The organism is Paraburkholderia sp. C35 (genome assembly GCF_003121405.1).
Taxonomy (GTDB): domain Bacteria; phylum Pseudomonadota; class Gammaproteobacteria; order Burkholderiales; family Burkholderiaceae; genus Paraburkholderia.
In genome coordinates, this window is the sequence record NZ_QBUY01000095.1 from 23,604 (window position 1) to 37,138 (window position 13,535).

At 58.3% G+C, this 13,535-nt stretch carries 10 protein-coding genes; 3 read left to right on the top strand and 7 right to left on the bottom strand.

The features are described 5' to 3' along the window. Positions 1–36: 36 nt before the first annotated feature. The 3 genes from DK391_RS34800 to DK391_RS34805 all read left to right on the top strand — a co-directional run bounded on the left by DK391_RS34800 (position 37) and on the right by DK391_RS34805 (position 3,185). Positions 37–2,022 (top strand): AAA family ATPase, encoded by a 1,986-nt coding sequence (locus DK391_RS34800; RefSeq protein WP_162600990.1) that lies wholly within the window; start codon positions 37–39, stop codon positions 2,020–2,022. 273 nt (positions 2,023–2,295) lie between these two features. Then, positions 2,296–2,442 (top strand): hypothetical protein, encoded by a 147-nt coding sequence (locus tag DK391_RS44580; RefSeq protein WP_162600991.1) that lies wholly within the window; start codon positions 2,296–2,298, stop codon positions 2,440–2,442. Between the two features lie 2 nt (positions 2,443–2,444). Next, positions 2,445–3,185, top strand: coding sequence for a hypothetical protein (locus DK391_RS34805; protein ID WP_109482540.1), 741 nt, complete (start codon positions 2,445–2,447; stop codon positions 3,183–3,185). Positions 3,186–3,237: 52 nt separating this feature from the next. On the opposite strand, the gene mobF is transcribed toward DK391_RS34805, so the two are convergent. The 7 genes from mobF to DK391_RS44590 all read right to left on the bottom strand — a co-directional run. Further along, on the bottom strand, positions 3,238–7,002 hold the full coding sequence (mobF, locus tag DK391_RS34810; protein WP_109482541.1) for a MobF family relaxase: 3,765 nt from the start codon (positions 7,000–7,002) through the stop codon (positions 3,238–3,240). A gap of 2 nt (positions 7,003–7,004) precedes the next feature. After that, positions 7,005–7,619 carry a hypothetical protein gene (locus DK391_RS34815; protein ID WP_162600992.1) on the bottom strand — a complete coding sequence of 205 codons (615 nt, stop codon included), beginning with the start codon at positions 7,617–7,619 and terminating at the stop codon, positions 7,005–7,007. Between the two features lie 10 nt (positions 7,620–7,629). Beyond that, on the bottom strand, positions 7,630–7,995 hold the full coding sequence (locus DK391_RS34820; RefSeq protein ID WP_109482543.1) for a hypothetical protein: 366 nt from the start codon (positions 7,993–7,995) through the stop codon (positions 7,630–7,632). A 305-nt stretch (positions 7,996–8,300) separates the two neighbouring features. Next, entirely contained in the window at positions 8,301–10,247 is a 1,947-nt protein-coding gene (locus tag DK391_RS34825) for a type IV secretion system DNA-binding domain-containing protein (RefSeq protein WP_162600993.1), read from the bottom strand. A gap of 22 nt (positions 10,248–10,269) precedes the next feature. Continuing rightward, the gene (locus DK391_RS44585) at positions 10,270–11,241 is read right to left on the bottom strand and encodes a hypothetical protein (RefSeq protein ID WP_162600994.1); all 972 of its coding nucleotides are present in this window, start codon (positions 11,239–11,241) and stop codon (positions 10,270–10,272) included. A gap of 112 nt (positions 11,242–11,353) precedes the next feature. After that, positions 11,354–12,850: a YadA-like family protein gene (locus tag DK391_RS34835; RefSeq protein WP_162600995.1), complete on the bottom strand. Its 1,497-nt coding sequence runs from the start codon at positions 12,848–12,850 to the stop codon at positions 11,354–11,356. Between the two features lie 193 nt (positions 12,851–13,043). Then, positions 13,044–13,535 (bottom strand): hypothetical protein (locus tag DK391_RS44590; protein WP_204117493.1); only part of this gene is annotated, 492 nt, incomplete at its 5' end.

Consider the following 13,535-nt stretch of genomic DNA (forward strand, 5'->3'; position numbering starts at 1 on the left):
ATGAGGAATAACCCTTTCACACGCACGAGAACTGCCATGTCGTTCCTGCTTTCTATTTATCGCAATACCGCCATGTTGCGGATTATCGCCGTCCTCTGGTGGGTGTGCATCCTGGTAGGCAATGTGCGCGATCCCCACATCTCCGGCGATTTTGAGGCATCAGGCGCGCTGCTCATCGCGACGGTGATCGCGAGTGCGTCGGTCTGGTTCTGGAAGAATGATAGTCGGGTTTGCATCGAAGGCGCCTGCGCGATTCTTGCCGTGGGCGGTTTAGGTCTGGTGCTCGATCTCAATCTCCTTTCACTCCTGGGTCTGGTACTGATAGCGTTTGCCACCGGACTGATCCGCGCACACGTTGGTTTCGACAATCTCGGGAAGGTTTGGCTTGAGATGCTGAAGCCAAGTGAAACGGCAACGGCCGGATCTTCGGCCCGACCCGCCAACCCTTCGGCACCTGCTCAAGCTCCTGCAGCCAAAGAAGCGGACCGTTACGGCCACATCGCCCGTCCCGCACGCTATACCTTCGCAGATATTGTCGGCATGGGTGAAACCAAACGCCGTCTGCGCGCAGCTGCGGCAGATATCCTCGCGGGAGGAAAGGACGTCCGGAACGGCATTTTGGCCTTTGGCGATCCCGGCAACGGCAAGTCTCTCCTGGCGGAAGCGATCGCCGGCGAACTCAAAGTCCCCTTTCTCTCGATCGCATTTGGTGATGTCGTCTCGAAATGGATCGGAGAGGCACCGCAAAACATCAAGGCCGTGTTCGACGCGGCCCGCGGACTGAAAAATGGAGGCGTGCTCTTTATCGATGAGGTCGATGCATTTCTAAAGTCCCGTGGGGCCGACGGTGTGGGAGCGCACTCTGGCGATCGCGATATGACCAACGTGATGCTGACCGAAATTGTCGCGCTCCGGGGCTCCAAGATCATACTGATTGCGGCCACGAATCTGCGGGATGATCTTGATGCCGCAGGCATTCGGGAAGGTCGCTTCGATTTCCAGATCGAGATTCCGCCACCCGATCTCGAGGCACGTGAGGCGTTGCTACGACGTGGAGTGTTGCAAAGCTTTGCTGATGTCGATGTCACGACGATCGCTAGCCTCGCGCGCCGCTGGGAGGGGTTCAGCGCCGCGCGCCTCACGGCGCTCGGCAAGCAATTAGCGGAAATGCGCCGTGACGGCTCGATCGGCGATGGTGATCCGTTCAATGTTGAAATCGGGATGCGCGCAATGCGACTGTTGCAAGGCCGCCGTGGCCGCCTGCCCGAGCGAGTAAAGCCTATTGACGCCATCGTCATGCCGGCAGCCTCTCGAGACGCCCTCAAGCAACTCGCGTTTCGCCTTCAAAACGTCGAAGATCTTGAGAAGCTAAACTCGAATACGCCGACAGCCGTGATTTTTTGGGGTCCACCAGGCACAGGCAAGACAGCTTCAGCGATGGCACTGGCCAAGGCGAGTGGTTATGCCTTCCTGCCGATCACAGGTGCCGAGATCATGGCCCGGCCGACTGCGTGGGATCAGATCGTGCGCGAAGCACGTGACATCAGGCCCTGCGTTCTCTTTATTGACGAAGCGGATGATGTGCTGCGCGATCGCAGGCAGTCTCATGTCGCGCCACTAACGAACAAGATTCTAAGCACGCTCGATGGGGGCACAGGCCGGACAGCAGATATTCTGTACGTGGCGGCGACCAATCACTACGACATGCTTGATCCCGCCGTGGTGCGAGGTGGCCGCTTTGAATTCAAGGTTGCGTTTGATGTTCCGTCAATGCAGGATATGAGCATCTACGTCAACCAGGCCCTGCTCCGTCATGCCGCGGCCGGCTACGTGATCCCTGAGCCGGTAATCGGACTGCTTCAGGCAAGTCTGACACGTCGTTCGATCGCCGACGCCGATGCCATCGTCCAGACCATGATCGATCAGGCGGGTATGCGCAGGCTTCGTGAAGGAACCCTCGATGTGCGCGAAGAGGACGTGGAGGCCGCAGTCAACGCCTTGCGAGGAATGCACGAAAGATGAAGCCGCAGCAGGGCGCGATGCTCTTTCCTACAACTTACCCGACAGGTCGCGTTCTGCATTGATCACGGCATCAGGCTGGTTATCAAATCTGCAGCGTTTTCCCGCTGCAGATGAACTGATTGGTGGAAGGTAGAAACTGTTTTTTCATCTCGCAAACCCTTATCCAGTAAGGCTGAAAGCAAAAATTTACAATGGAACGGCTGGAACGCTTTCTAGAACGCATTGAGATTTCGATATAAATTTCGATCAAACCTCGATTTGCGGAGCTACAGAATGCAAACAATTCCACGACTGTTCGTCGAGTCGATCGCCCAGATGCAGGGCAATCCGGCCGCGCTAATCGCGCTGATTTCCATCGGCGCCTTTGCCCTGATCGGGCTTGCCCTCTATGTTGTGTTGGCCGCCATCAAACGGGGTTGAACATGGATGTGATCTGGGCAAAATTCCCGAGCGCATGGATTCGCTTTCCGAAGGCGAAGGCATGCCCGCTCACTACACTCTCATGGAGCGCACATCGCACTCAGGGCACAGCTGCGCTGGTGTTGCTGATCGCCCTTTCCATCAGGCTGAATCAGTCCCATCGCAAGGTGCCCTTGGAAAAGCAAACAGCTGCGGTTGCCGTCACATACGACGAGCTTCAGCGGCTAACCGGCTTCGCGCGCGCGACTATTGCGAAGGCGTTGATGCTGCTCGAGGGAATGGATGCGATCAGGATTTCCAAGGCAGGAAGAGCCAGCGTCTACGAACTACCCGAAGTCAGTGTCAACGGGCATTATTGCCAGCTTCCGCAAGGCTATCTGCTTGACGGAAAGCAGGATGAACTGCGGCGTCTGGTCCGACTGCCGACCAACACACGCGCCTGTCTGAACGCCATGAAGCTCTATGTACTTTTTCTGGCATACCGGAACCACCGCATCGATACGACAGCGATCGGCTATGAGTCGATCATGACGCACACAGGAATGCGTCGGGCTGACATTCCCGAGGCGTTTTCGCTGCTGGTTGCGCATGAGTTGGTGCGGGCATCGGACGAGTCCGACGAGCGTGATTACGACAAGAGCAAGCGCTACCGGGTATTGGGTTTGGGCCGGGTTAACACGTCGGCCGATGGACGGGCCCGGTCAGTCATCGCAGACCGTTCCGTGACCCGGGCAGCCGGATAGGATTGGATCGGTCCGCACCAGTAGATCGACCAGCGGACCACCCGGCTCTCTGCTAGTCCTCCAGTCCCGCTATCGCGGTGTCGCGGCTGGAGCGCTCATCGAGCTGATCGTCATAGCCGCGGCCGAAGCTTTCAGCAAGGTCGTTGCCCGCGTCCAGGCTGTCGTGATCCGGCGCCATATCGCCAATCGTCGCCTGGACTTCAGCGGCGGCATCATGCTCCCATAGCGCCCGCCCTGGCTCGCCCAGCCCTTCGGCATCGGCGATATCGGTGTGGGCGGTTCCACCGAACACACGCGTGAGCTGATCGACCGCAGCTTCGTTCAGATCGGCAAGTTCGGGGGTCGCAATTACCTCACGGGCGACCGCCGCCGCTTCTTGGACCGCTTCCGCCCACTCCTTCAGATCTGCCTCGTTGACCGAATTGGGCGCGACGTCGCGAAGCGCCGTCATACTCTCTTCGTAAATCTCGGATCCAGACAAATTCTCCTGTACGTTGGTAAGGTACATATCGATCTGCTCAATGACCGTTTCGAGCTGCGACAGGACGATCTCCGGTGAAACCGTGTCCGCAGCGCCGGATACACCGGTCATCTCGTTCCCATAGCGGCCACCCGCCTGAAGAGCTTTGCCCGTCATTGTGTAATCGCCCACGTTTTCCTTCTGCTGGCTGGTCTGCATTGCCGTCAGCGCGTGGGCTATCTTGTTCAGCTGGCTGCCCCGCTCGTAGGGTGCGTCCGGCGAGTCAAGGGCAAGTGGCGCATGTTTTTCCAGATAGGCGTAAACCGCATTGAAGTCCTTCAATGCCTCCGCGTCGAGGATCGGCGCCGCGCCCCCGGCGATACGAGCCTGCTCGAGATCTTTCGCAATATCCCTCCACAGCTGAGGGACGGGTGCCAAAGCGCCAATAGCGTTAAGCTCTTTCTCCGAAAAGACCCAACCTCCCGCGGCACGGGCACGGGACTCGGCGACGTAGGCATGTTCAGCGCTGAAGTTTCGCGTGCCCCACGCTAAAGTCTGCTCAGGCGAGATACCTTGGGACTTATCGATTGTCATCGCATAGCCATACCGCAATTCCTGCTCATCCGTCCGGAGAACTTGTTCCTGTCCGGTCCGGTCGACATGCACGACGATCTCAGCGCCGCGAATTTCCTTGACGGATAAGGTGTCGCCGTTGGCCAGCTTGGATCCGCCTTTACGGTTGTCGTTTTTCGTGATCATCAACCGGTCGCCAGTTGCGATCTCGATCTTTTGACCGCGCTTGTCCGTGAAATCTTTTCCGTCCACGAGTGCGCCACGCGCCTTAAGCTCGGTGCGCATGGCTGCGTTGACCAGGTCAGCCTGTTTGTTCTCTTTCGTCAGCATGAAAAACGGATCGCGTTTCCCTTGCAGGGCCAATGCGTCCTGACGGCGCAAGGCCTCACGCGCCATTGCAAGTGGAACGTCCTTCTCGTTCTTGACGATGAGCACTTCACCGCGCTTCAGGTGCCACTTGATCGCTTCGGCTGCGCTCAAGTTGCGCACCTGATCGACAGCCGCGCGATGTTCGAGGTCCCGTTGCCGGCTGATCTGCTTGAGTTCCGGAACCTTGCGGCCGATCGTCTGAAGGGACTCCATTGCGGCGCGAAACGGTGCACCCGCGCCAAAAGGCTGCGTCTGCTTGTGATCACCCACGACCGTCATCTTGGCACCGGACCGGTCGATCACGTTCAGCAGCTTGTCCATCTGCCGCGATGCCAGCCTGCCCGCTTCGTCCACTATCACCAGCGTTTTGCTGTTTAGCGTGATGCGGCCTTCACGGACTTCGGCCAGAAACTTGTCCACCGACGCCGACGTAATGCCCGCATCGGTGCCGAGTTCTTTCCCGGCCTTGCTGAGCGGGCTTACACCATAGACCTGATAGCCGGCGGCCGTGTGAATGGCTGCGACCGCCCCCATGGTGGTCGACTTGCCGGTCCCCGCCCGGCCGATGACCACCGCGAAGGTATTGCGACTGACCTCCGACACCGTGCGCAACTGCTCGAGCTTCAATTGGAACGGCTTGTCCCCCGGCGCCTGGTTCGCCCGCTTGTCCGCATAAAATTGCGCGAGCGCGGCGTTGGCGATCTCGCGCTGGATAGGCTCATGGCGTGAATTCTTGACCATCGCCAGAATGCGCTGCTCGTTCTTTTGCTCAAGACGTAGCATGGCCGGAGTGGTCAATCGGTCAACCCGCACATGCTTGGTAATTCCCTTCTCGTGGATCTCCAGCATCCGGTGAAGCGGGATGCACATATCCACTGCGTCCTTCGCGATGGACAAGGCGGTTTCCGGGTCAGCAAGGCCAGTTGTCGCTATGAAAATCTCACGATAAATATCTTGTGACTTGAACACCGCGCGCTGCTCCGTAACCTGTTCCATCACGCGCGACGTCAGTTGAGCGCGGCCGCGGCCCGCTTCGGCATCCCGCTCTATCTGCCGCAGGCGCTGTGCATACTGAAACTCCTGTTTCCCTATCAGTTCGCGCGCCCGCTCTGGGAGATGAACGGTGTCATGAATCCGTTTGACAACAATATCGAAATCAGCCTTCAGTTCGGCACGGCGAAACTCCGCCCAGGACTGCTCGAACGACAGCATTTCGCGTTGACCAACACCGACCTGCCCAAGTTCGAAGCCGTGCCCCCGGGCGAGATCGATGACACGCTGCTGGATCTCCTCGAAACGCGCCTCGGCCTTCGACAGGCGCGTATCGAGGTTAGCCATTTCCGCCGCCTTTCCTCCACTGACGTTCTTCTCATTCAACAGCGTCAAAATTTCTTCGCGCCGCGTAGATAGCTCCTCGATCAGCGCCTTTGGGACACCTCCGATCGTATAAGAAAGGCCGTCACGTTCGATCTCGAGTCCTGCCTTGCGTAGTTCCCATGCCATCGCTACGCGATACGCGGCGCCGGTCGCCATTTTCCAGTGGAACGCATCTGCGTATTCCATAGCGCGAACGTTCGGGCGACCGTTGCCGTCGACGGTTGCAGTAGCCCGCTTTGCTGCTTCACTGGCCCACTTCATCTGGGCGTAACTGACGTACGATGCCAGGTCATATCGGAGCGCGTACTGGGGATGCTTTTCGGCCCATGCCTGATACGCAGATTCCGCCGAACTCACCATCTCGGGTGTCAGGCCGGCGAGGCCATCTTCCTTCATCATCCACGGCTCACCCAGAGGGCGGTCGGCCGGATTGAAGACACCAAGATTCATGACAAGTGCGTGCGAATGAATATTGACGTCAGGAGGCAGACCAGCTGCAAGGTTCGCCTGCGAGATACGGGATGAACCATGCTGGAAAATCGCCGTCGCAATCTGCGCGGGCACCTTGAATTGCCCCCCGGCCCCCAACCGTACGTGAGCGCCGTTCCGTTCGTATACGTCCAGTGCGAAGCGGACGCCGCTTAGCTGCGCCTGCTCGATGGCTTTCCATAACGTACCCGAGTCGCGGTTATCCATTGCCCAGAGAATGCTGACGGATTTAGGTGCTGAAAAAGTAAGGTCTAGCGCGGCGCGTCGGTCACGCGTTGCGGCATGTTCTTCAATCAGCATCTCGCCGGTTCGAGGATGGATGCCTCGCAACATCGCACCAAAATCGTCACGACTCACCCGACCATGTAGATCAAAAAATGATTCCGCGGCTCCGCCATGCCACACAGCATCGAGCCATTCCTGCCCGTCACCTTTCTGGTTATAGTAAGCCTCAAGTTCGGCTGTACTCAGGGCCGAATGCTCGCGCCCATTCACGTGATATGCCTCGGCGCTTTCCGCTGTAATTTTCACCGACGAGATGGATTCCATCGCTACGCGTTCCCCATTGCAGAAAATGTGTCTGCAAGTGCGATCAGCGCATGGGCTTCTTGCCCACTCGCTTCAGCAACCATGATGATTTCCACAACCAGTGCCATCGTGTCTGCGATGGCGGCAACGGATGCCTGCTGAGTGTCGTGCAGCCGACGCTTGCATTCCTTCAGCATCGACAATTTGTTCTCTGCCGCATATGGAAATACGCCCAGATCCAGCAACAGCGCCAACGCTTTCCTGAGAGACATTTCTGATGACACGGATGTTGCACGCTCAGAATCGACCGTGTCTCTTTGTGAGGCGACTTGGCGAGAGTAATCAGCAGGCAGCGTCATTGATCCAGCAAGGAGACGATCAAGCTTTTGATCGAGCGATTTCACGCTGACACGAAACGGGGAGTCGGGTGATTCCAGACTTCCCTTGAGAATCTGCGCCGAGCGTCCCAGGCTCAGTGCGACCTCCTCCCGTACCCCCTCACGGATCGTCTCAGTGAGGGTGCGGTGCTCCAGTAGATAAAGTAGTTTGTCGGCGTCCGTCGAGCCTGGGACCTCGTCGAACACCTTCCGCTCGGCGACGGTCATGCGCGCCGCAATTCTGGCTGCTCGTATGGTCATCGTGAATGCCTCACGCCGTCACACTATCAACGCCAACGCGTGCCAGTTCCCCGTCCTGTGGCTCGGCATCGGACGGCGTCGACTGCTCATCATTTCGGGCATCCACGAGACCATAACGTGTTGCGATGTCGGCAAATTCTTTCTCAAGAATTTCGAGACCAGCCTTATCAATACCGTACTTTTTGATGAGCCGTTCCCGGCCCACCTTTAGTGCGTGCGCCTCCTCTTTGGCCCGTCGCTTTCGTTCTTCAGCCAGCTTGATCTCGGCCTGCTGCTTTTCGGCCTTTGCCAACGCTCGCGCGACGCGCTCCTGCTCGCGCCGTAGCTCCAGAATTTGCGTGGCAAGATTCGGTGATGCTTTTTTAGATTCGGTCATGACGTACTCCGGTATTAGTTAAAAAATTCGATCTCGCGCATCGGCAAACATCGCTTTTTGCCGTTTTCGCTCAAAGCCTTGGTGATTAACGCTTTCAGGCATTTGCGGAAACATTCGTTTCCGCGCTTTCGCTTGTGGCGTGAGCCACAGGCGAAAGCGTGTCTGCACCGCAGGTGCGACGGGTGTGGGAGGTCTGAATTTGAAAAATTCAGACCGACTTCCGTGATGAGACGTCTTTGCTGGACGCTTCCAAGTCCACTGATTTGGCACGGATTACACGTGGTGGATTTCGCTATGTCATCGCATCACGTGCCTGTATCTCGGACTGGATCAGCGGTGTCAGCAGGTTTCGTATCACCGTCGTTCCTGACCATTAGCCGGAGATGGTCAGGGTCTTTTGGTCTAGGTCGGAGCGGCTTGCTCGTTCGACGTTTCCGAGGAGTTCTCGACCCGTCAGAACTCGCGTCTTCCGATGCGGGTTCATCGTCGCCAGGGGTGCCTTCGGCCGAAATCAGTGGACGTTTCTGCGGCACTGTCGGCACTATGAACGGTACGTCCGGATCATCAGGGCCGCGGGTGTGCTTCAGGATCGGAATTTCAATCTTCGCAGGCGGTAGATGCTGGATGATCAGATAGCCGTGCAGGTTAGGAAGCCCGAGGAGGTCCGTGTATGGCACAGCTGCGATTTCGGAAGTTATCTGCTCGCTAACGCTTCGGCCATTTGATTGGCCATTGTTACTGCTGTTCGAGCTTGATCCTTCTGTGTATCGCTGTTCAATGTAGGCGCCGGCGCGCTTCGAATCCTTGCTGGCAATCTCTGCGTCGCTAGGCCGGAAAAGAACCCGTGTATTGAACAGATTCAGAATGATGTTGGCGGATTCACGTCCAAACGATTGGACCATCTGCTCGTCATGCTGGAAGCCTGCAACGACTACCGCGCCATGCTTCCGCCCCTCCTCGAGAAGGTCCTGCAATTTGTCAACGCGACCAAGTTTGGCAAGTTCGTCGAGGACGAAAAACATCCGTCGTTCAAAGGGCCGATCATCATCATTCGGCACCAGTTGCATCAGACGGTTGGCGACGATTGAGATGATGATCGAATACAGGGGACGCAATGCCTCGCGATGCTGTCGCGGAAACGGCAACCAGAGGACACTGTCGTATGCCTCATTTGTTGACCTGTCGACCCATTCCTCCAGATTTAGTTTGGGTGCGGATTCCGCATACGGGTAGGTGAGAAAAGTGAGCTGTTCGGACAACACGCCTCGCATGCCGGAGAACCACTTCTCGTTGCCTTCGAGGAAAACGGCAGCCGCACTCGTGCCAGTCCAGAAACCTCGCTTTTTGAGCATGCTCTTGTCTTCCGTTGTGAACATGTGCAACAGGAGTTCGTCACTCAGTCGCGCGCCATTGCGGATGGCATCAAGGACAGGAACAAAAAGGTTTTGTGCCCACTGGGACCAGCCTTTCTTCTCTTCAGTCGCCGTGTTAGTTGGAATGACAATGTTGGCCAGCGTGCGCGCCGAGGCGTCATCGGTCAGATAGTCACGAATGTCGATCTTGTGCGAACGGGCATCAAACGGACTGAGATAAAAGTCCGTTGGCTTTCCGTACCGCTTCATCAATTCGCCCGCGGGATCGACCACGATGCAGGGCATTTTTGCCGCGCGAGCACCTTGCATGACTTCGATAATTGCCTTTGTTTTGCCGACGCCAGTACCCCCACGAAAGAGAACATGCATGACTTCCGCGAATGACGGTATCGGAACGCCGCCAATAGTAAGAATGCCGGCGTCCTTCTTTGTCAGTGCGATCAGCTGCTTGGTCGTGAGTGGCTGCCAGCCGGACAGGATGACGGACTTTGGTTTGCGACTCATCCCCAGATAGCGCAGCCATGCAAATCGCGGAAGCGAACTTAACCTGGCTAGCTTGTTGAAACTGGGCTGATAAACCTTCACGAGATACCAGTACAGCGGCATACCGAACGCTGCCGGCCAGTAATCGTGTTCCGGTGTGAATGCGCAGCCGAAGGCGTACAGCCACGTAGCAGGAATTAGCCAGTGGATCATGAACTTAATGAAGCGCCAGAACGGTCCGGGCTGTGCAGGCCGGATCTTGACATGTCCCGTATGGTGAAGCACCCACCAGACTATCCACAGCAAAATCACTGCGCCAAAGAAAATCCATGTTTTGTCGCGAAACACGTGCCCAGCAAAGACTAGTTTCTCGAAAAAAAGAGTGAGCCACGCCATGAAAACTACCCTCGCAAGTTGGCTATTCTTTGGTGCTGTTTGCGACCGAACTAGCCGGTTGTGGTGCGCTGGCAATAGCAGCACGTGCCGCTGAATTTCTGGCGGGATCTGCGGTCGTTGCCGAAGCGCTCGCGAGCGTTGCGACAGCTGGCATGGACGGAGAAATGACGGCGACTGCCGAAGGGTTGACCGCCGACGGAACAACCGCCACTGGATCGGCTGCCCCATCGCCACGCAGATAGAGCGTGCCCGTCGAGGCGATCACCATGTTGCTCGCGATCGCCTGACCGACTGCATGAGTCAAAGACACAGAAACCTTGTGCCAGCCGGCGCCCAGGCCAACGCCATGTGCTGTCGTCGCCTCAGCCTGATTCCACTGGGTAGCGCCCTGCAACTGGACCGCCATCGGCGCTTCCTGGGAGTCGTCGACCACGACAACGGCATCCGCGTTCAGATGGCCCGACAGATGAAGTACGAACGTGGCCTTCTCATCCTTGTCGGTGTGCATCCAGAACACCCAGGTGTTGCGCAAACTTCCACTGGTCGGGACCGTCTTGGCGATCGCTGCCGGCGGTTGCGTCGTAAAACTGGCCGTGCCCGCTGGCTGGACCAGAGCGGCGACCGTCGACCAGGTTCCCTGGTCCATCGACTCAACGGTGTATTGCATCGAGCGCGCCGACAATCCCGCCGGCGCTGGCTGGCCGGGCAGCATTACGATGCCAGGTGCGACAGCGGCCACCGGCCCCGACACGGCGACCGGCGCAGAAGCAAGATGCGGCGCTGGGCTGGACGCGGCCATTGGCGCGGAGCTAGCCAGTGCTGCACTGACAGGTTGAGCAAGGTTGGCAGCCTCGGCCGGGTCGTGATCTTTGAAAGTCGCGGAGATCCTCGTGGCAATAACGAGGCCGGCCACGGTTGCGAGAACTCCTATTACTGCTTTCCTATGTGTGGACCAAGCGTTGTATTTCGCGGTGAGTTTTCGAATCAGTTCCATGCTGAATTCCCAGTAGATTGTTTGAGGGTTGTCGGCAGGCCCGGTAGGTCCGTCGAAACAGATCTCAAGGCTGAGCTCTGACGGCGACTGAAACGCGCCAGAGCCCAACATCTCAAAACAGATTGATACCCATGTTCAGTCCGGCGCCCACGGCGACGCCCGCTGCCTGAGTCGCCCCGCTCACTTTCAGGTTGGTCACCAGATTTGGGCCGAAGCGATGGAAGATGCCGATGCTGCCGCCGAACTGGCCGCGGAAAGTACCGATCCCGACGCCCAGTTGTGTGTCGTGACTGTCGGCGGGGTTGAACAGGTTTGAGCCGATGGCTGCCGCCATCGCACCTACACCGTCAACGCGACCGGAGAGCGTGTCGATCGCCTGCCCCATGCGATTCAAAGCCTGGTCGGTCGACGACGCGAGGCGCTGCACCTGCGCATCGGTGTAGGAACTGGCCGTCTGCTGGATCTGCGCCATTTGGGTAGGCGTCGCGCCACCGCCATCACCCGAAACACTGGTGCCATTCGAGCCGTTGGTACCGTTCGCACCGGCGGGCCCTTGGGGGCCTGTCGCGCCTTGCGGGCCGGTCGGTCCTTGGGGACCCGCTGGCCCGGTCGTACCGCCTGATGCGATCGTGTTTTCGATTGACGTCACGCGCGTGCCAAGGCCGGCCAGCGCAGCGCTCACTGTGCTATAGCTGGTGGAACCCGTCGTCGTTGGGACCGTGAAAACCGGCGCTGTCCAGGCTCCCGTGGTCGGGCTGAAACTGCCCGAGCCCAGTGCCGCAACTAGGCTGTTGATCTGCCCCATGTTGGCCGCATCCGTCCCGGCGAGGCCCGGCGCTAGGTTGATCAGCCGGCGCGTGGCAAACCCTGCTCCACCGCCGATGGAAACGACACCTGACTGGCCGCCGTCATTGGCGCCATAACCCAGCGCGACGCTGCCAGCGCCGCTTGCGATGGACATCGCACCCAGCGCGACCGAGTTGGTAGCCATCGCGTTAGAAGTGAACCCGAGCGCCACCGCGTTCGTTCCTGCGACCCCCTGACCAATCGCGATGCCCTGCGCGCCCGTTACCTGGCTACCGATGCCGATGACGATAGCGTTTCCGTTTCCGTTGTCCGTTGCACCCGACGACCCCATCACGATGGAGTTCGTGCCACTTTGCGACACCCCCATGGCACCTGACCCGATCGCAATACCGGCATTTGCAGAAGCATGCAGGCCGGCGGCATAACCACCCGCCGTCGACGTATCTGCGATACCCACCGCGACACTCGTCGCCGATGAGGTGGTGCCAGTGCCAATTGACACGCCACCCGTCGTAGACGCGCCATTCCCAATCGCAATGCCGTTGGTAGCAGACGCCGACGGGCCGACAGCGATGTCACCCGTATTCGTAGCCGTAGCGCCCTGCCCGACGGCAACTGCACTGCTTCCTGCTGTCGCGTTGTCGCCGATTGCCACCGACGAGTTGTCCGCCCCGTTCGCTCCGGCGCCCAGCGTCGCATCACTGGCCGCAACCGATACCGTCGACACCGTGAGAAACGCTAGCAGCGTCGCACAGCGCACAGCATGCCAATGAAGCGCCTTACCTTGTTCCGACTTTTTCATTTTGTAGCAGTCCTATTTGTTAGTAACACATCCCTGTTGACTTAAAGCCACCTACTTTTTCTTTTTTGTTTCACTACTACGCGATCAGCGCACTTATCAGGCTTACCAATCGCGTGACACCGTGTCCGCAAGCATCAGCTCTGCAGCCTCTTGCTACGGTAACGCTCGTCTCCTTTGACGCAATCCGATCGCGTCAAAGAGAGCAAAACCGATCGAGGGCGGCCGCCACGATCGCAGGGTCGACTCGTGTGATCGGATCGGTTTCGCTGAGTAAATCCGCCTTACTACGAAGCGGCGCACCAATATCATCCGAATGTTCAGTAAAACCGACCCGTGCCCACTGCGCGTGCGCCACGTGCTTGACGCAGTCGAAGCTGTAGGTGGTCCCCACTGACAGATAGCGTGTGTGATCCAGTGCTTCGCGCGGCTTGCCAAAATCGACCACGATCGCTGGCGAATCGATAAACGTGCGGTCGGTGACCGAGGCGCTCACCCCATCTCCCCATGACCCGAGAGGAATCAGATGTCGGCCCAGTGGCTCCCCTATCCAGGCGATGGAGTTGGAGTTGGAGTTGGAGTTGGAGTTGGCGTTGGCGTTGGCGTTGGCGTTGGCGTTGGCGTTGGCTGATCCTGTGAGGACATCGGCGCATCGCACCAGCACGCGTGCAGGGGCGCGCATTGATGG